Annotated in this window: 14 protein-coding genes and 1 pseudogene; 9 read left to right on the top strand and 6 right to left on the bottom strand. The window is 64.7% G+C overall.

Annotation, left to right across the window (positions count from 1 at the left end; all coding sequences use genetic code 11):
• The first annotated feature begins 141 nt into the window (after positions 1 to 141).
• Genes FJ471_RS22920 through FJ471_RS22900 form a run of 5 tightly spaced genes read left to right on the top strand, consistent with a single transcriptional unit; the run spans position 142 to position 5,324 of the window.
• Positions 142 to 1,683, top strand: coding sequence for a sugar ABC transporter ATP-binding protein (locus tag FJ471_RS22920; protein WP_140807016.1), 1,542 nt, complete (start codon positions 142 to 144; stop codon positions 1,681 to 1,683).
• Positions 1,680 to 2,657 (top strand): ABC transporter permease, encoded by a 978-nt coding sequence (locus FJ471_RS22915; protein WP_140807015.1) that lies wholly within the window; start codon positions 1,680 to 1,682, stop codon positions 2,655 to 2,657. Before FJ471_RS22920 ends, FJ471_RS22915 begins: the two co-directional genes overlap by 4 nt.
• The gene (locus tag FJ471_RS22910; protein ID WP_140807014.1) at positions 2,654 to 3,655 is read left to right on the top strand and encodes an ABC transporter permease; all 1,002 of its coding nucleotides are present in this window, start codon (positions 2,654 to 2,656) and stop codon (positions 3,653 to 3,655) included. The genes FJ471_RS22915 and FJ471_RS22910 overlap by 4 nt, the downstream gene beginning before the upstream one ends.
• Positions 3,655 to 3,969, top strand: coding sequence for an L-rhamnose mutarotase (gene rhaM / locus FJ471_RS22905; RefSeq protein ID WP_181179664.1), 315 nt, complete (start codon positions 3,655 to 3,657; stop codon positions 3,967 to 3,969). The genes FJ471_RS22910 and rhaM overlap by 1 nt, the downstream gene beginning before the upstream one ends.
• The gene (locus FJ471_RS22900; RefSeq protein WP_140807012.1) at positions 3,966 to 5,324 is read left to right on the top strand and encodes an FGGY-family carbohydrate kinase; all 1,359 of its coding nucleotides are present in this window, start codon (positions 3,966 to 3,968) and stop codon (positions 5,322 to 5,324) included. The genes rhaM and FJ471_RS22900 overlap by 4 nt, the downstream gene beginning before the upstream one ends.
• Positions 5,325 to 5,334: 10 nt before the next feature.
• Here the strand turns inward: FJ471_RS22900 and FJ471_RS22895 are convergent, their stop codons facing one another.
• On the bottom strand, positions 5,335 to 6,591 hold the full coding sequence (locus tag FJ471_RS22895; protein WP_140807011.1) for a D-amino acid dehydrogenase: 1,257 nt from the start codon (positions 6,589 to 6,591) through the stop codon (positions 5,335 to 5,337).
• 239 nt (positions 6,592 to 6,830) lie between these two features.
• Positions 6,831 to 7,826, bottom strand: coding sequence for a UDP-glucose 4-epimerase GalE (gene galE / locus FJ471_RS22890; RefSeq protein WP_140807029.1), 996 nt, complete (start codon positions 7,824 to 7,826; stop codon positions 6,831 to 6,833).
• A 331-nt stretch (positions 7,827 to 8,157) separates the two neighbouring features.
• Between galE and hemA the strand changes: the two genes are divergently transcribed.
• Positions 8,158 to 9,435, top strand: a complete 1,278-nt coding sequence (gene hemA / locus FJ471_RS22885; protein ID WP_140807010.1) for a 5-aminolevulinate synthase — start codon at positions 8,158 to 8,160, stop codon at positions 9,433 to 9,435.
• A gap of 11 nt (positions 9,436 to 9,446) precedes the next feature.
• On the opposite strand, the gene FJ471_RS22880 is transcribed toward hemA, so the two are convergent.
• Positions 9,447 to 10,613: a pyridoxal phosphate-dependent aminotransferase gene (locus FJ471_RS22880; protein ID WP_140807009.1), complete on the bottom strand. Its 1,167-nt coding sequence runs from the start codon at positions 10,611 to 10,613 to the stop codon at positions 9,447 to 9,449.
• A 102-nt stretch (positions 10,614 to 10,715) separates the two neighbouring features.
• On the bottom strand, positions 10,716 to 11,138 hold the full coding sequence (mscL, locus tag FJ471_RS22875; RefSeq protein ID WP_140807008.1) for a large conductance mechanosensitive channel protein MscL: 423 nt from the start codon (positions 11,136 to 11,138) through the stop codon (positions 10,716 to 10,718).
• 275 nt (positions 11,139 to 11,413) lie between these two features.
• Here mscL and FJ471_RS22870 point away from each other — a divergent pair, with 275 nt between their 5' ends.
• Positions 11,414 to 14,899 carry a PAS-domain containing protein gene (locus FJ471_RS22870; RefSeq protein ID WP_140807007.1) on the top strand — a complete coding sequence of 1,162 codons (3,486 nt, stop codon included), beginning with the start codon at positions 11,414 to 11,416 and terminating at the stop codon, positions 14,897 to 14,899.
• A 10-nt stretch (positions 14,900 to 14,909) separates the two neighbouring features.
• Here FJ471_RS22870 and FJ471_RS22865 read toward each other — a convergent pair whose 3' ends face one another.
• Complete coding sequence (locus tag FJ471_RS22865; protein WP_140807006.1) at positions 14,910 to 15,545, bottom strand: TetR family transcriptional regulator; 636 nt, start codon at positions 15,543 to 15,545, stop codon at positions 14,910 to 14,912.
• Positions 15,546 to 15,629: 84 nt separating this feature from the next.
• Here FJ471_RS22865 and FJ471_RS22860 point away from each other — a divergent pair.
• A pseudogene (locus FJ471_RS22860) lies at positions 15,630 to 16,284 on the top strand (O-methyltransferase).
• A 77-nt stretch (positions 16,285 to 16,361) separates the two neighbouring features.
• Here the strand turns inward: FJ471_RS22860 and FJ471_RS22855 are convergent.
• Complete coding sequence (locus FJ471_RS22855) at positions 16,362 to 17,264, bottom strand: LysR substrate-binding domain-containing protein (protein ID WP_140807005.1); 903 nt, start codon at positions 17,262 to 17,264, stop codon at positions 16,362 to 16,364.
• A gap of 156 nt (positions 17,265 to 17,420) precedes the next feature.
• Here FJ471_RS22855 and FJ471_RS22850 point away from each other — a divergent pair.
• Positions 17,421 to 18,350, top strand: a 930-nt coding sequence (locus FJ471_RS22850; RefSeq protein ID WP_140807004.1) for an MFS transporter, incomplete at its 3' end; no start/stop codon positions are given.

Genomic DNA, 18,350 nt, shown 5'->3' with positions numbered 1-18,350 from the left:
CGGCCACCTTCTCCCCACTGGGGAGAAGAGCCCGGAGCCAAGCTCGCAAGCCTCCTCTCCCCTCGGGGAGAGGTCGACCGAGCGAAGCGGAGGTCGGATGAGGGGGAGTCAACACTGAATATAGACGGGCTTGATACGATTATGGATACGACGGCCCATCACGGCAAAGTAGAGGCGCGGCCCCCAGCCTCGGCCCCGCGCCTGACGCTTTCAGGCATCTCGAAAAGTTTCCCAGGCGTGCGCGCCCTGTACAATGTCAGCCTGGCGCTTTATCCGGGCCAAGTCACCGCGCTGATCGGCGAGAACGGTGCCGGCAAGTCGACCCTGGTCAAGATCATGACCGGCATCTACCAGCCCGATTCAGGCGAGATCGGCATCGACGGCCAGGCGACGACGCTGCCCAGCGCGCATGCCGCCTTCGGCCACGGCATCACCGCCATCCACCAGGAAACCGTGCTGTTCGACGACCTTTCGGTCGCCGAAAACATCTTCCTCGGCCACGCGCCGCGCACCCGCTTCGGCACCATCGACTGGCGCACGATGCGCAGACAAGCCCGCGAGGTGCTGGAGACGATGCGCGCGGGCCATATCGACGCCGACGCAAGGCTGAAGGACCTCGGCATCGCCAACAAGCATCTCGTAGCCGTCGCCCGCGCGATGTCGATCGATGCGCGCATCGTCATCATGGACGAGCCGACCGCAGCACTTTCGATGAAGGAGATCGAGGAGCTTTTCCTGCTGGTCGAATTCCTGAAGAGCGAAGGCAAGGCGGTGCTCTTCATCAGCCACAAGTTCGACGAGATCTACCGCATCGCCGACCGCTACACCGTCTTCCGCGACGGCGAGATGGTGGGCGAAGGCCTGCTCAAGGACACCGGCCAGAACGAGATCGTGCGCATGATGGTGGGCCGCAACGTCGACCACATCTTTCCGCAGCGCGAGCCGAAGATCGGTGCGCCGGTGCTTTCCGTCTCCGGCCTGTCGCATCCGACCGAATTCGACGACATCGGCTTCGAATTGCGCAAGGGCGAGATCCTCGGCTTCTACGGCCTGGTCGGCGCCGGGCGCAGCGAGGTCATGCAGGCAATCGCCGGCATCACCCGCACCAGCCGGGGCGCCATCTCGCTCGACGGCCAGTCGATCGCGCCGAAATCGGCCGCCGATTCCATCGAAGCCGGCATCGTCTATGTGCCGGAAGAGCGCGGCAAGCAGGGCGTGGTGATCGGCCTGCCGATCTTCCAGAACGTGTCGCTGCCGTCGCTTTCGCGCACCTCGAAATCCGGCGTGCTGAGGCTGGCGGAAGAGTTCTCGCTCGCCCGCTCCTACACCGAGCGGCTCGACCTGCGCGCCTCCTCGCTCAGCCAGGATGTCGGCACGCTGTCCGGCGGCAACCAGCAGAAGGTGGTCATCGCCAAATGGCTGGCGACGGCGCCGAAGGTGATCATCCTCGACGAGCCGACAAAAGGCATCGATATCGGCTCCAAGGCCGCTGTGCATGGCTTCATGGCCGAACTGGTCGCGCAAGGGCTTTCGGTGATCATGGTGTCATCGGAGCTGCCAGAAATCCTCGGCATGTCAGACCGGGTCGTGGTCATGCGCGAAGGACGCATCGCGGCGACATACGACAATAAGGGGCTCGACGCCGAAACGCTGGTTAGAACGGCAGCGGGGATCGTGGCATGAAGGGCTTCCTCAAATACCGTGAGATATGGCTGCTGGCCGGCATCGTCGTTTTGATCGGGCTGATCTCAACGCGCTTCCCCGGCTTCGCCGACCCCGCCAATCTGCGCCAGGTGTTCAACGACACCTCGATCCTGATGATCCTGGCGCTGGGGCAGATGGTGGTGATCCTGACGCGCTCGATCGACCTCTCGATGGCGTCCAACCTCTGCTTCACCGGCATGGTGGTGGCGATGCTCAACGCCGCGCATCCGGCCATCCCGATCCCGGTGCTGATCGTTATCGCACTGGCCGTCGGGTTGGTGCTGGGCGCGATCAACGGTTTCCTGGTGTGGCGGCTGAACATCCCCTCGATCGTCGTGACGCTCGGTACGCTCACCATCTATCGCGGCGCCACCTTCGTCGTCTCCGGCGGCGCCTGGGTCAACGCCGACCAGATGAGCCCCGCCTTCATCAACTTCCAGCGCACGGCATTCCTCGGCCTGCCGGTGCTGTCCTGGATCGCGATCATCGTGATCGCGCTGTTCTTTCTGGTGATGACGCGGACCGCGATCGGCCGCTCCATCTACGCCATCGGCGTCAACCCGACCGCCTCGGTCTATGCCGGCATCGATGTCGGCCGCACCAGATTCATCGTCTTCTGCATTTCCGGCATGATCGGCGGGCTCGCCGGCTATCTCTGGATCTCGCGCTACGTGATCGCCTCGGTCGAGGTCGCCAACGGCTATGAACTGAACATCATCGCCGCCTGCGTCATCGGCGGCATCTCGATCGCCGGCGGCATCGGCTCGGTCGGCGGCGCGGTTTTGGGCGCGCTGTTCCTCGGCATCATCTCCAACGCGCTGCCGGTCATCAACATCTCGCCATTCTGGCAGATGGCGATCTCGGGCAGCGCCATCATCCTGGCCGTGGTGCTCAACGCGCGCGGCGAGCGCCGGCAGGGCCGCATCATCCTGAGAAAGGCGGAAGCGGCATGACCGACGCCCCTGCCCCGCGCCATATCCCCGACCGGCTCGACAAGCCGCTTTCCTCGGCGATCTTCTCCTGGGAGGCGCTGCTGGTCGTCATCGCGGTCGCCATCTTCGTAATCAACAGTTTCGCTTCGCCCTATTTCCTCGATCCGTGGTCGCTGTCGGACCTGACCTTCAACTTCACCGAAAAGGGGCTGATCGCGCTCGCCATGGCGCTGCTGATCATCTCGGGCGAGATCGACCTGTCGGTCGCCGCGATCGTGGCTTTGGCCTCGACCATGATGGGCATGGCCGTGCAGGCCGGCGCCGGCACCCCGGTGCTGGTGGCGATCGGCATCGTCGTCGGCCTGGCCTGCGGCGCCTTCAACGGGCTGCTCGTCACCCGGCTCGGCCTGCCGTCCATCGTCGTCACCATCGGCACGATGAGCCTGTTCCGCGGCATCGCCTTCATCATCCTCGGCGACCAGGCCTACAAAGGCTATCCGGAAAGCTTCGCCTTCTTCGGCCAGGGCTATGTCTGGTGGGTCTTCTCGTTCGAGCTGGCGTTGTTCCTCGTCGCGGCTTTGATCTACTGGTTCGTGCTGCACCGCACGAGCTTCGGCCGCCGGGTCTTCGCCATCGGCTACAATCCGGTCGCCTGCCAGTTCTCCGGCGTGCGCGTTGCCCGCATCAAATTCATCCTGTTCTGCCTGACCGGGCTGATGTCGGGCATCGCCTCCGTGCTGATCACCTCACGGCTCGGTTCGACAAGGCCGTCGATCGCGCAGGGCTATGAGCTCGAGGCCATCACCATGGTGGTGCTCGGCGGCGTCTCGATCCTCGGCGGCGCCGGCAGCATCCTCGGTGTCGTGCTCGCCGCCTTCATCATGGGGCTGGTGACGTTCGGCCTCGGCCTGCTCAACGTGCCCGGCATCGTCATGTCGATCTTCATCGGCCTGTTGCTGATCATCGTCATCGCGTTGCCGATCGTCTGGCGGCGGCTGCGCGAAGGGCGCTTCGCCTGATGGAAAAATACGCCTTCAAGATGAAGCTCAACCCCGGCATGAAGGCCGAGTACAAGCGCCGCCATGACGAGATCTGGCCGGAGCTGGTGGCGCTGCTGAAACAGGCCGGCGTCTCCGACTATTCGATCCATCTCGACGAGGAGAGCAACATCCTGTTCGGGGTGCTGTGGCGGCGTGACGATCACGGCATGGCCGACCTGCCCAAGCACCCCGTGATGCAGCGCTGGTGGGCGCATATGGCCGATGTGATGGAGACCAGGGCCGACAACGAGCCGGTGGCGGTGCCGCTGGAAACAATGTTCCATATGGCATGATCGTCGCCGTCATCGATATCGGCAAGACCAACGCCAAGGTAGCGCTGGTCGATCTCGCGACATTAAGCGAGATCGCGTTGCGCCGTATCGCCAACACGCCGGTACGCCAAGCGCCCTACCCGCATCACGATGTCGAGGCGCTGTGGACCTTCATCCTCGACAGCCTGTCCGATCTCAACCGCGAGCGGCGGATCGATGCGATATCGATCACCACGCATGGCGCGACCGGCGCGCTGGTCGACGCCGCTGGTGAGTTGGCGCTGCCGGTGCTCGACTACGAATTCGACGGCCCGGACGAGCTTGCGGCCGGCTATGACGCCGTGCGTCCGCCCTTCGCCGAAACAGGCACGCCGCGGCTGCCGATCGGCCTCAATCTCGGCGCGCAGTTCTTCTGGCTTGAGAAGCGTTTCCCGGCGCAATTCGCCAAGGCCGCCGCGATGCTGACGTACCCGCAATACTGGGCACTGCGGCTGACCGGGGTTGCCGCCAATGAGGTGACGTCGCTCGGCTGCCATACCGATCTGTGGAACCCCTGGACATCCGATTACTCGTCGCTGGTCGACAGGATGGGCTGGCGCCTTCTGATGGCGCCGGTGCGGCCGGCGAAGGACAGGCTCGGCTCGATCCTGCCGGCGATTGCGCGACAGACGGGTCTCGATCCCGCGACTCCCATGTTCTGCGGCCTGCACGACTCCAACGCCTCGCTGCTGCCGCATCTGTTGGCCGATCGGCCACCCTTCTCGGTCGTTTCGACCGGCACATGGGTGGTGTCGATGGCGGTCGGCGGCCGGAAGGTCGAGCTCGATGCGGCGCGCGACACGCTGGTCAATGTCAACGCGCTCGGCGACCCGGTGCCTTCGGCCCGCTTCATGGGCGGGCGCGAGTTCTCGCTGCTGACCGACGGCCAGCCGCAGGAATGGAGCGAAGCCGATGTCGCCGCTGTGCTAGCGCGCCAGGTCTTGCTGCTGCCTTCCACCCAACAGGGCTCCGGGCCATTCCCGCATCGTGACGCACAGTGGGTCAATGCCGAGAACTTGAGCCCTGGCCGGCGCTTCGCCACCATCTCGTTCTATCTGGCGCTGATGACCGCGACCTGCCTGGAGCTGATCGGCGGTAACGGGACGACGACGGTCGAAGGGCCTTTCGCGCAGAACCAGCTTTTCAACCGCATGCTGGCGGCAGCGACGGGGCGGCCCGTCGTTGCGTCGGAGACGTCGACCGGGACCAGCATTGGCGCCGCGCTGTTGGCGTCGGACGGTGTGCCCGCGATGAGTAAGGGCAAGCGGACCGAACCCCCGGCCGATCCGGCCTGGCAAGCCTACGGGCAAGCGTGGCGGAAGGTCGCCACCGCGTAAGCCAGCCGGCTCAGCGCGCCGCCCCGTACAGCAATCCTTTGGGATCGATCTGCGGCTTGCGGCCGGCGACCACGTCGGCCAGGAATTGGCCTGAGCCGCAGGCCATGGTCCAGCCGACATGGCCATGGCCGGTATCGAGATAGAGGTTGCGGTATTTCGCTTGGCCGATGACCGGCACTGAATTCGGCATCATCGGCCGCAGACCTGCCCATAGCACGGCCTTCTTCTCGTCGAAGGCGCCCGGGAAAAGGTCCTTGCCGGTTTCCAGGATGGTTCTGAAATCGCCGGGCTTGAAGTTGCGGTCGAAGCCGGTGAATTCGGCCGTCGAGGACATGCGCAGTCGATTGCCCAACCTGGAATAGCCGATCAGCCGGTCCTCGTCGGCGCCGCCCATGGTCGGGCCCTTGCTTTCGTCCTCCAGGGGAATCGTCGCGGTATAGCCCTTCACCGGGTAGACCGGCAGGTCGACGCCGTAGCGGCGGCCGAGCAGACCGCTTTCCGGCCCCATGGAGATGACGACGGCGTCACCCGTCACAGGCCCTGCCGAAGTCATGACAGCGCGCACCCGCTCGCCCTCGATGTCGAGGCCCTGGATCGTCGTGCCGAACAGGAATTTGACGCCGAGCTTCTTGGCCGCATAGGCGGCAAGGTTATCCGTGAACTGCTTGGAATCGCCGGTCTGGTCGATCGGCGAATAGATGCCGCCGGCGATCTTTTCCTTCACGCCGGCAAGACCAGGCTCCAGCTCGACCAGCCGCTCGCGGCCGACGATCTCGATCGGCAGGCCGTGCTCGCCGAGATAGCGGTAATTGTCGGTGCCGGTGTCGAGGCTCTTCTGCGTGCGGAAAAAGTAGAGAATGCCCTTCTTGCGCTCGTCGTAATGGATGCCGGTTTCCTCCGACAGTTGATTGATGCACGCGCGCGAATGGAGCGCGAGTCTCAGCTTGATGTCGGTGTTGGCGCGCAGCCGCTTCACGGTGCATTCGCGCAGGAAACGCAGGCTCCAGGCATAGAAATAGGGATCGAGGCGGAGTCTCACCTTGATGCCGAGGTCGTGGTTCCAGAGCGCGCGCAGAAAGGTCTTCAGCGCGGCGGGCGAGGCCCACGCGGTGGCGTCGCCCGGCGACACCAGGCCGGCATTCGACTGGCTAGTGCCGCGCGCCGCCGTTTCATGGCGCTCGATCACCGTCACCTCGTGACCGTCTTTTGCCAGATAATAGGCGGCCGCCGTGCCAACCACGCCGGCGCCGAGAACCAAGACCTTCATGCCGTCCCCTCAGGATCGAACCGGGCAGCGCGCCTCCGTGCGCTGCCCGAACGAGCCTCAATACCGCGTCTAAACGCGCCGGACGAGCCCTTGGCCCAACAGCTCAGTCTCATTACGCAATTCCGGACGGAAAGCTCCGGCGACGTCGCCGAACCCAACCGCTACACAGTTTTCCTGGAATCGTTCAGTTCGTTACGCAATTCCGGACGGAAAACCGCTGCACACTTTCCTGGAATTGCTTAGTTTCGCGCCGAGTTCTTGGTCGTCAGGATGCGCTCCCAGGCCAAGGCATCGTTGACGATCAGGTCGAGATCGTCGCGCTTCGGCGTCCAGCCGAGTTCCTTGCGCGCAAGCTCCGAATTGGCGACCACGGCGGCGGCGTCGCCCGGCCGGCGATCCCCCATGCGGACATCGAAGTCATGGCCGAAGGCGCGGCGCACACTGTCGATCACCTCGAGCACCGAATAGCCGTGGCTGTAGCCGCAATTGGCGACGAGGCTATTTCCCCCGTCGCGCAGCCGCTGCAGCGCCAGCCGGTGCGCTGCGGCGAGGTCGCTGACATGGATGTAGTCGCGCATGCAGGTGCCGTCCGGCGTCGGATAATCATTGCCGAAGACCTGCATGAAGGGGCGCTTGCCGAGCGCGGTCTCGCAGGCGACCTTGATGAGATGCGTGGCGCCGGGCGTCGACTGTCCGGTGCGGCCCTTGGGATCGGCGCCGGCGACATTGAAATAGCGCAGCGCTGTGTAGCGGATGTCGTGCGCGAGCGCCGCGTCGCGCAGCATCCATTCGCTCATCAGCTTGGAAAGGCCATAGGGCGATTCCGGCGCAAGGCGGGCGTCCTCGCGCACCGGCTCCAGCCCGGCGCCGCCATAGACGGCGGCGGTGGAGGAGAAGATGAAATGCGGCACGCCTTCACGCACCGCGGTTTCGATCAGCGTGCGGGTCTTGCAGGTGTTGTTCTCGTAGTAACCGAGCGGGTCGGCAACCGATTCCGGCACCACGATCGAGCCGGCGAAGTGGATGATGGCGTCGACCTTGTTCTCACGGATGATCCGGCCGACCAGGTCGCGGTCGGCGACGTCGCCGACGACCAGCTTTGCTTCCGGAGCCACCGCCCATTCGAAGCCGGTGGAAAGCCGGTCGAGCACCACGACGCTCTCGCCGGCGTCTAGCAGCTCCCAGACCATATGGCTGCCGATATAGCCGGCACCGCCCGTCACCAAAACCGTCATCATCTACCTCGCTGATCAAGATTTATCGGAAACTGTCTCAACAGCCACCGTGCTGGAAACCCCGCCGCAAGCCCGTTAAAGCCTATGTCGTTCCCCAAAATCGCTGTGCACTTTTGGGCGATATGCATACGCCTCCCTATAATGTTAAGTCCGTAACAGTTCCTCCCGTCCGAGGCATCGTACTGAAACAAAGTTGCTTCAAACAGCCGGGAATAGGCCACGATCCGGCATCGTTAGGAACAGGGCCGGGGCGTGGCATTTTGACCGGTTGGGCGCGGTGGACGCAACATAGGCCAATGACTATGATCCGCCGCAAAATTGGGAAGCCGACATGAATTACCAGCGGTTCTTCGAAGATGCGATCGACCAGCTCCACGCCGAGCGTCGCTACCGCGTTTTCGCCGACCTCGAGCGCATGGTGGGCAAGTTCCCGCGCGCCATCTGGCGTTCTAACGGCCGCGCCCAGGAAATCACCGTCTGGTGCTCCAACGACTATCTCGGCATGGGCCAGAACGAGGATGTGATCACCGCCTTCCAGGCCGCGGCCGGCAAGATGGGCTCGGGCGCCGGCGGCACCCGCAACATTTCCGGAACGTCCAACCCGCTGGTCGAGCTGGAGCATGAGCTCGCCGACCTGCATGACAAGCAAGCAGCACTCGTCTTCACCTCCGGCTTCGTCTCCAACGAGGCTTCGATCTCGACCATCGCCCGGCTTCTGCCCAACTGCCTGATCATCTCGGACGAGCTGAACCATGCCTCGATGATCGAGGGCGTGCGCCGCTCGGGCGCGGAAAAGAAGATCTTCCGCCACAACGACGTCGCGCATCTGGAAAGCCTGCTGCAGGCGGCTGGCCGCGAACGCGCCAAGCTGATCGTCTTCGAAAGCGTCTATTCGATGGACGGCGACATCGCACCGATCAAGCAGATCGTGGAGCTCGCCGAGCGCTACAACGCCATGACCTATATCGACGAAGTCCATGCCGTCGGCATGTACGGACCGCGCGGCGGCGGCATCACCGAGCGCGAAGGCCTGGCCGACCGCGTCGACATCATCCAGGGCACACTGGCCAAGGCCTTCGGCACGCTGGGCGGCTACATCACCAGCACCAGCGCTGTGATCGATGCCGTGCGTTCCTATGCGCCGGGCTTCATCTTCACGACGGCGCTGCCGCCGGCCATCGCCGCCGCGACCACCGCCTCGATCCGGCACCTCAAACGCTCGCAGGCCGAGCGCGACGCGCAGCAGCGCCAGGCAGCCAGGACCAAGCAGGTCCTTTCCGCGGCGGGCTTGCCGGTGATGGAATCGGCCACTCACATCGTGCCGGTGCTGGTCGGCGACCCCGAGCTTTGCAAGATGGCCAGCGACCGCCTGCTCGGCGTGCACGGCATCTACATCCAGCCGATCAACTATCCGACTGTGCCGCGCGGCACCGAGCGGCTGCGCATCACGCCGACGCCGTTTCATTCGGACGCGCTGATCGCCGAGCTGCAGGACGCGCTGGTCGAGACCTGGGATGCGCTGGGCATTCCCTATGCCAACTCCGGTCGTCCCGCCGTCGCCAAGACCGACCGGATCATTCCGCTCCTGGTGCCGAAGTCAGGCGGCTGAAGCCGCCTGTCTCAAACGGTCTTCATCCATTTCGCCAGGCGATGCGCGGCTTCCTCGAGCTGATCGAGGCGGCGGTGGAAGCATAGCCTGAGGAAGGCTTCGCCGCCGGGACCGAAGGCGGTGCCGGGCGCCAGGCCGACATTGGCGTTGTCGACGATGTCGAAGGCGGCTTTTCGGGCATCGGTGAGGCCGTCGACCTTGAAAAACAGGTAGAAGGCGCCCTGCGGCACGGTGAACCGCGCTTTGCCGGTTTCGCCGAGGATGCCGCAGACGAGGTCGCGCGCGGCATGCGTGCGCTCCACCTGTTCGGCGATGAAGCCGTCGCCCTCGTCGAGGGCGGCGACCGCGCCGCGCTGCATGAACTGGGCGACGCCCGAGGTCGAGTACTGGATCAGGTTTTCGAACACCTGCTGCAAGGCGGGATGGGTCTTGATCCAGCCGACGCGCCAACCAGTCATCGCCCAGTTCTTGGAGAAGCTGTTGACGAACAGAATGCGGTCTTCGGGCGTGGCGACGTCGAGGAAGGAGGGCGCGCGGCCACGGCCGTAGTGGAACAGCGAATAGATTTCGTCGGCGATGATCCACAGGCCCTTTTGCCGGGCGAGATCGAGGATCGCCTGGAGGGTCTCCTTGTCGGCCGTCCAGCCGGTCGGATTGGACGGCGTGTTGATGAACAACAGCTTCGTGCGCGGCGTGATCGCGGAGGCGATCTTGTCGACGTCGCAGGACCAGCCATTGCCGGACTGGTCGAGGGTGACCGGCACCGGCACGGCGCCCGCCACGCCGGCGGCCGCGGCGAAGTTCGGCCAGGCAGGCGAGAGGTAGATCACCTCGTCGCCGCTGCCGGCGATCGCGTCGATGGCCAGTTGGATGGCATGCATGCCGGATCCGGTGACGATGAACTCTTCCTCGGCGAAGGTTTTGCCGAAATGCCTGGCGTAGTAGCGGGCGAGCGCCTGCCTGAGCGCGGGGATGCCCTTCTGCCAGGTGTAGAACGTCTCGCCGTCGGCCAGTCCTTTGGCGGCGGCATCGCTGATGAAGGCCGGCGTCGGCAGATCGCCCTCACCGGCCCAGAGTGGGATCAGGCCTTCGCGCAGGCGGCCGTGATTGATGACGGCGACGATGCCGCTTTCCGGTGCGGCGCGCGCTTCGGCGCGCAGGGTCTCGATAATGGTCATGGGCGGATCCGCGTTCGTGTCGGCACGGCTATTATCAGATCGATGAAAAGAAAACCCCGGCCGCCAAGGGCCGGGGTTTTGGTCCAGAACGTTCGCCGAAGATTATCTCTTGGCGAGCAGGTCGCGGATTTCGGTCAGAAGCTGCACATCGGCCGGCGGCGGAGCAGCGGCAGCGGCGGGCTTCTCGCGCTCCAGGCGCTTGCGCAGGTTGTTCACCGCCTTGACCATCAGGAAGATGATGAAGGCCAGGATCAGGAAGTTCAGCACGACGGTGATGAAGGACCCGTAGGCGAAAACGGCGCCCTCCTTCTTGGCGTCGGCCAGCGCGGTCGCGTGGACGTTCGAGGACAGTCCGAAGAAGTAGTTGTTGAAGTCCAATCCGCCGAAAATCGCGCCGACGATCGGCATGATGATGTCGCCGACCAGCGAATCGACGATCTTGGAGAAGGCCGCGCCGATGATGACACCGACGGCCAAGTCCATCACATTGCCCTTGGAGATGAATTCCTGGAACTCTTTCAGCATTTGTCCCTCCTTGACGGGCCGCGCTGCCGCCTCACCAGTGTCCTTCGGCGCCGGCCCGCGCCCACCATAACAAAAACCCCCGGTTGCAAAACCGGAAAAAAGGCGAAAGCACCGGTTTGTGTTTACGCAGCGTCATCAACAGGATATGCGCCAAAAGCCGCGATGGACTTGGGCCCCAAGGCTGGGGTGGAGACCGGGTTTGAATTAAGAATAGAGCATGATGTCGCCCGAAAACCGCTTCCCACTTTTCGGCATCATGCTCTAGGAGGAAGTGCGTGCAGGGCTGGTTCGTCGTCATCATCGCGATCGCCTATGTGACGCTGCTCTTCGCCATCGCCAGCGTCGGCGACCGGCGTTCGGCTACGATCGGCCTGGGCCGGGCACGGCCTTTCATCTATGCGCTCAGCCTCGCCATCTACTGCACCTCCTGGACCTTTTTCGGCTCGGTCGGCCTGTCCTCCGAGCGCGGCCTCGAATTCCTCGGCATCTATACCGGCCCGGTGCTGGTCTTCGTGTTCGGCTTCCCGTTGCTCAACCGCATGATCCGGCTGGCAAAAAGCGAGAAGATCACCTCGATCGCCGACTTCCTCGGCGCCCGCTACGGCAAGAGCTTCACCGTCGCGGCGATCGCGACGCTGATCGCCACCATCGGCGCGGTGCCCTATATCGCGCTGCAGCTCAAGGCGATCTCGGGCTCCGTCAGCCTGATGGTCGAGCACTATACCGGTTCGCCGCCCTCCTTCGACCCGTTCGTCAGCGATATCTCGCTCGTGGTGGCGATGTTGCTGGCGCTGTTCGCGGTGCTGTTCGGCACCCGCCATGCCGACGCGACGGAACATCAGGACGGGCTGGTTCTGGCGGTGGCTGTCGAGACCGTGGTCAAGCTCGCCGCCTTCATCGCCATCGGCCTGATGGTGACGTTCCTGATCTTCGGCGGGCCCGGCGACATGTTCGCCAGGCTTGCCGGAAATGGCCAGGTGCGCCAAGCGATGAGCTACAGCACTTCTTTGGCCACCTGGCTGGTGCTGACCGGCCTGAGCGGCTTTGCCGTGCTGATGCTGCCGCGGCAGTTCTACGTCACCATCGTCGAAAACCGCAGCGAGGCGGAGCTGCGCACCGCGACCTGGGTGTTCCCGCTCTATCTCGTGGCGATCAACCTCTTCGTGCTGCCGATCGCCTTTGCCGGCCTGTCGCTGGTCGGCACGAAAACCAGCAGCGACCTTTACGTGCTGTCGCTGCCGCTGCTCAGCGGGCATGATCTGCTCGCGATGGCCGCCTTCGTCGGCGGCCTTTCGGCGGCAACCGCCATGGTGATCGTCGAGAGCGTCGCGCTGTCGATCATGATCTCCAACGATCTCGTCATCCCGTTGTTCGTTCGCCGGGTGCTCAAGACCAGTTCCTCGGAGAACGAGGACTGGTCGACGCTGATCCTCAACGTGCGCCGCGCCTCGATCTTCATCCTGCTGTTCATCGCCTTCCTCTACTACCGCGAGAGCACCAACAGCGCGCGGCTATCCTCGATCGGCCTGATGTCGTTTGCCGCGATTGCGCAATTTTCGCCGGCGCTGATCGGCGGGCTGATCTGGCGGCGCGCCAATGGCCGGGGCGCCGCGCTCGGCATGGTCGCCGGCATCGCCGTCTGGGGGTACACGCTGCTGCTTCCTTCGCTCGTCGGTCACTCTACCGACATCGTGGTCCATGGCCTGTTCGGCTTCGAGGCGCTGAGGCCGCAGGCGCTGTTCGGCACCGTGGGCGAGCCGCTGAACCACGGCGTGCTGTGGAGCCTCTCGGTCAACGCGCTGTTTTTTGTCCTCGGCTCCCTCTCCCGCGCATCCGTGCCGCTGGAGCGCATCCAGGCGGCGATCTTCGTGCCGCGCGAGGCCGGCCCGATGCCCAGCCTCAGGCGCTTCCGCACCGCCGTCACCGTCAACGACCTGAAGGATACGATCTCGCGCTATCTCGGCGTCGAGCGCACGGAGCGCTCGTTCCAATCCTTCGAAAGGGACGCGAAAGTCTCCCTGCACGGCACCGAACAGGCCAGCATGGATGTCATCCGCTTCTCGGAGCAGCTGCTGGCGAGCGCCGTCGGCTCTTCCTCAGCGCGGCTCATCCTGTCGCTGCTGTTCCGCCGCAACGACCGCGACTCCAAGGATGCCTTCAGGCTGCTCGACGACGCCACCGAGGCGCTGCAGCACAATCGCGACCTCTTGCAGATCGCGCTCGACCAGATGGAGCAAGGCATCACCGTCTTTGATCGCGATTTCCGGCTGATCTGCTGGAACCGGCAATACCGGCTGCTGTTCGACCTGCCGGACGAGATGGGCCAGGTCGGCGTCTCGCTCGACCGGATCCTGCGCCATCTCGCCGAGCGCGGCGATATTCCCGCCGACCAGCGCGTAACGACGCTCAACCGGCTGACCAGCTTCGCCGGCCCATGGCAGATGGAGCTGAAGACCACCGGCCGCATCCTGGAGCTGCGCTCCAACCCGATGCCGGACGGTGGCATCGTCGCCACCTATGCCGACATTTCCGGCCGAGTCGAACAGGACCTGGCGCTGAAGCGGGCCAATGAATCGCTGGAGCAGCGGGTCAAGACCCGCACCATCGAGCTCACCCGCGTCAACGAGGAGCTGGCGCAGGCGCAGATGCTGGCCGAGGAAGCCAATCTCGGCAAGACGCGCTTCCTCGCCGCCGCGGGCCACGACATCCTGCAGCCGCTGAACGCCGCCCGGCTCTATTGCTCGTCGCTGATCGAGAAGGCCGGCAAGGGACCGGCGGGCAAGGCGGCGATCAACATCGAATCCTCGCTGGAATCGGTCGAGACCATCCTCGGCGCGGTGCTCGACATCTCGCGGCTCGACGCCGGCGCGATGAAGCCCGAGGATGCCGCCTTCAATCTCGGCGGACTGCTCGGCCAGATCGGCAACGATTTTCGCCCGCTTGCCGCTGAAAAGAAGCTCGAACTCACGATCATGCCATCCTCGCTCGGCGTCATGACCGACCGCAATCTGCTGCGTCGGCTGATCCAGAACCTGGTCTCGAATGCCATCAAATACACGCGCGAGGGCCGCATCCTGGTTGGAGTGCGCCGGTGCGGCGAACTGGCCGAGATCCAGGTGATCGACACCGGCATCGGTATTGCCGGCGACAAGCTCAACACGGTCTTCCACGAGTTCACACGTCTCGACGAGGGCGTGCGCGAGGCCGAAGGCCTTGGCCTGGGACTCTCCATCGTCGACCGCATCGCCAGGGTGCTGAGGCTCGAGATCCGCATCTACTCCAACCCCGGCAAGGGCACGCGCTTTTCCGTCATCCTGCCGGTCGCGGCGGTCGCCACGCCGCCACGCGAGGCCAGTAAGCCCCCGGCCCGCTTCGCCTCGACGCTTGCCGGGCTCAATGTGCTTTGCATCGACAATGACGCGCGCATCCTCGACGGCATGCGGCTGCTGCTCGAAGGCTGGGGCTGCCGTGTCGAGACGGCTTCGGGATCGGGCGATCTCGTGAAGCCCGGCGCGCCGAAGCCGGACCTGGTGCTCGCCGACTATCATCTCGACGGCGGCACCGGGCTCGATGCGATCGCCAGACTGCGCGCCGCCTACGGCCAGGACCTTGCCTGCGTGCTGGTCACCGCCGACCGCTCCAGCGAGGTGCGCGCGGTCGCCGGTCGGCTCGACATTCCGGTCGTCAACAAGCCGCTGAAGCCGGCTGTGCTGCGCTCGATGATGGCGCGCGTCAGGCCGCTGGCGCCGGCGGCGGAGTGATCGCCTGCTCTCAGCCGCGATGGCCGAGACTTCGGAGATAGGCGCAGAACATGTCGGCGAGCGCATCGGAATAGGCTTCGATCTCGCCGGCCGTTCGTTCCTTTTCAGAGAAATCCGCTCCCACGGCGCTCAGCGTCTTCATGATCAACTCGCCGGTCATGGCGCGAGCAGCCGCGGAAACATCGGGCAGCACTTCCCGCAGGAAGGTCTCCACCGTGCGGTCGGCCATGGCTTTCGCCTCCTGCGCCTCCGGCGCGTCGCGATAAAGCGGCGCGGCGTCGTTCAGCGCGCCGCGCACTGCCGCTTCCTCGCATTCCGAGCGGATGAAGGCATGGACCAGCGTTCTTATCCGCTCGAGCGGCGATAGCTCGGCGTCTTCGAGGATGCCGCACAAAAGCTCGGTCGTCTGGCGCCATTCGTCGCTCTGCAGCCGGAACAGCAGCGCCGCCTTGTTCGGGAAATACTGGTAGAGCGAGCCGACGCTGACGCCGGCCTTTTCCGCCACGCGCGTGGTGGTGAAACGTTGGGCGCCTTCAGAAGCCAAAACCTGAGCAGCCGCCTGCAGAATCGCCGCGACGAGTTCCGTGGCGCGCGCCTGTTTGGGCTGTTTTCGGGTGGAAATTGAAGGGCTTGGACGAATGATCACCGACGCGCTCGGGAATGCGAATTGGAAACCTGAAGGATTATTCGTATTTTTCGATGCAACACAAGAACCCGCCCGGAGACAGTGATGACGACCCTGACCGAAACCCCTTTGGCCCTGCTGCTCGCCCGCCTGTTCAAGGAAGCGGATGCGGCGACCAGCCCGGCGATCGCCCGGTACTCGCGCGAGGAACGGACGCGCCTCATCCACAGCAAGACCGAATATCGCCAGTTCTACGGCAGCCTGAAGGATCTGTGGCTCGCGGTCTCGCCGGAGACCGGCACGCTGCTCTACATGCTGGCGCGGCACCGGCGCGCGCATCATCGTCGAATTCGGCACCTCGTTCGGCATCTCGACGCTCTATCTGGCCGCGGCGCTGCGCGACAATGGCGGCGGCCGCCTGATCACGACCGAATTCGAGCCGTCCAAGGTGGTGCGGGCCAAGTCCAACCTGACCGAAGGCGGCCTCATCGACCTGGTGGAGATCCGCGAGGGCGACGCGCTGGAAACGCTGAGCAAGGACCTGCCCGACCGGATAGACCTGTTGCTGCTCGACGGCGCCAAGGCGCTCTATCCGGAGATATTGAGCCTGGTCGAGAGCCGGCTCAGGCCCGGCGCGCTGGTCATCGCCGACAATGCCGACTTCTCGCCCGACTATCTGGAGCGGGTGCGCGCGCCGGCCGGAGGCTACATGTCGACGCCGTTCGGTGACGACGTCGAGTTGTCGATGCGGCCCAACTGAACACGCTCCAACACAGACCATGCTGCTCTTCGGACGGCCGTAGGCGCTCACGTCAACTAACGCGCAAGCCGGCAGCTTCAGATAGGGCTGTCGGCCATTTGCGAGTTGCGGAAACGGGGACGCGCGCCGCTGGCGGTCGGACGATGCTCGCGAAACGCCATGGCAAGGGTGCGCAATGCATCGCGCGACTGGGCGTCGGAGAGCGTGGACAACAGCACGATCTCCGATGCCGGCAGCGGCGGCAGGCCGAATTTGCGGCTGATCTCGATCGTGCCGGGCGGAACCAGGCGAGACGAGAAGGCACCGGCGGCAAGGCCCGCCGACACGGCCTCCGCAACCGCGAAGGAACCGCAGCCCAGGAAAACTTGCGTCCACGGTATGCCGACCGCGTCGAGCGCGCCGGTGACGATGTCGCGGATGCTGCAGGAGGGCGCGGAAGCGGCCAGCCGCAGCGGCTCTCCGGCGCGATAGACGAAATCCGGCGTGGCGTACCAGCCGAAATGCTCTGGCGCCAACACCTCGCCGTCGCGGCGGTCGTCCTCGCGCCGCACGATCGCGGCGTCGAGCTCGCCGCGATCGAAGGCAGCGAGCAGGTCGCGTGAATCGTCGAGCCGCACCTCGATGGTCAAAGCCGGATCATGCGCGCTGAGCCGCGCCAGCAAGGTCGGCACCTCGGCGCCGCCGACATGGGTGGCGATGCCCAGCCGGAAATGGCGGCGAACAGCCGTGAGGCTGGCGAGAGCGCGGTCATGCGCGGCAAGCAGCTCGCGCGCTGGCTCCAGGAACACCGCGCCGCGTGCCGAAAGGCGCACCAGCCTCGGCGTCCGCTCGATCAGTCTTTCGCCGATCCGATCCTCCAGCCGCTTAAGCTTGACGCTGATCGCGCCCTGGGTGCTGCCGAGAGCCTCGGCGGCGCGCGTGAAGCTGCGCAAGTCGGCGACGGTGACGAAGGCTTTTACCGCATCTACGTCCAGCGTCATGTCAGCTATCCTGTTTTGTTGTCTCTGAAATAGCCAACCATGCAATTCTAAAATGATCAAGCCTGCCCTAATGTGGGTTGGGCGCAACGGCAAACGGCCATCCGGTTTCGCCCTGCCCCAAGCAATTCAAGACCAAGGAATTCGAGAGGTTTGACCATGGCACCTGCCCTCACGAGCCGAGGCATCGTCGTTCTGTTCGCCGCATGTCTTGCCTGCCTGATGTTCGGGCTGGAGATATCGAGCGTCCCGACCGTCCTGCCGACCCTGGAACAGGTGCTCAAAGCGGACTTCAAGCAACTGCAATGGGTAATGAACGCGTATACCATCGCCGTGACGACCGTGCTGATGGCGGTCGGCACCATTGCGGATCGTTATGGGCGCAAGCGCGTCTTCCTGGTCTCGATCGCCGCCTTCGGGCTCGCCTCGCTGATCTGCGGCCTGGCGGACAACATCTCGACTCTGATCGTCGCCCGATTCCTGCAGGGCCTGAGCGGCGGCGCGATGCTGATCTGCCAGCTCGCCGTGCTGTCGCACGAATTCCAGGAAGGCCGAGAACGCGCGGTCGCCTGGGGCTGGTGGGGCGTCATCTTCGGCGTCGGCCTCGGTTTCGGCCCGATCATCGGCGGCGGCATCGTCGCCGTATCGAGCTGGCAGTGGGTGTTCCTCATCCATGTGGCACTTGCGATCGTCGCCTTCGTGCTTGCGTTGGGCGGCGTCCGTGAATCGAAGGATCCGCAAGCAGGCAGGCTGGACCTCGCCGGCATCCTGACGTTGTCGCCTTCGGTCTTCTGCCTCGTCTTCTACATCACGCAGGGAACGGAGCTTGGCTTCGCCAGCCCGGCCGCCCTGGCGATCCTTGGCCTGTCGATCGCGAGTTTCGTGGCCTTCCTCATCGCCGAAAGGGTCAGCAAGCGGCCGATGTTCGACTTTTCGGTTTTCCGCATCCGTCCGTTTTCAGGCGCGATCGTCGGCTCGGCGGCGATGAACCTGAGCTATTGGCCGTTCATGATCTATCTGCCGATCTGGTTCCATGCAGGTCTCGGCCTGGACAGCTTCGCCACCGGCCTTGCCTTGCTCGCCTACACG

Source organism: Mesorhizobium sp. B2-7-1, from assembly GCF_006440735.1.
Taxonomy (GTDB): Bacteria; Pseudomonadota; Alphaproteobacteria; order Rhizobiales; family Rhizobiaceae; genus Mesorhizobium.
The sequence above is the reverse complement of the archived record's forward strand: the minus strand, read 5'-3'. Positions and strand labels throughout refer to the sequence as shown.

Bases quoted from the DNA above. Each gene is read 5' to 3' on its own strand.
- hemA (WP_140807010.1), top strand. From the start codon at position 8,158: ATGAATTACCAGCGGTTCTTCGAAGATGCGATCGACCAGCTCCACGCC.
- FJ471_RS22895 (WP_140807011.1), bottom strand. From the start codon at position 6,591: ATGAAGGTCTTGGTTCTCGGCGCCGGCGTGGTTGGCACGGCGGCCGCC.
- rhaM (WP_181179664.1), top strand. From the start codon at position 3,655: ATGGAAAAATACGCCTTCAAGATGAAGCTCAACCCCGGCATGAAGGCC.
- FJ471_RS22855 (WP_140807005.1), bottom strand. From the start codon at position 17,264: ATGACGCTGGACGTAGATGCGGTAAAAGCCTTCGTCACCGTCGCCGAC.
- FJ471_RS22915 (WP_140807015.1), top strand. From the start codon at position 1,680: ATGAAGGGCTTCCTCAAATACCGTGAGATATGGCTGCTGGCCGGCATC.
- galE (WP_140807029.1), bottom strand. From the start codon at position 7,826: ATGACGGTTTTGGTGACGGGCGGTGCCGGCTATATCGGCAGCCATATG.
- FJ471_RS22910 (WP_140807014.1), top strand. From the start codon at position 2,654: ATGACCGACGCCCCTGCCCCGCGCCATATCCCCGACCGGCTCGACAAG.
- FJ471_RS22880 (WP_140807009.1), bottom strand. From the start codon at position 10,613: ATGACCATTATCGAGACCCTGCGCGCCGAAGCGCGCGCCGCACCGGAA.
- FJ471_RS22920 (WP_140807016.1), top strand. From the start codon at position 142: ATGGATACGACGGCCCATCACGGCAAAGTAGAGGCGCGGCCCCCAGCC.
- FJ471_RS22900 (WP_140807012.1), top strand. From the start codon at position 3,966: ATGATCGTCGCCGTCATCGATATCGGCAAGACCAACGCCAAGGTAGCG.
- mscL (WP_140807008.1), bottom strand. From the start codon at position 11,138: ATGCTGAAAGAGTTCCAGGAATTCATCTCCAAGGGCAATGTGATGGAC.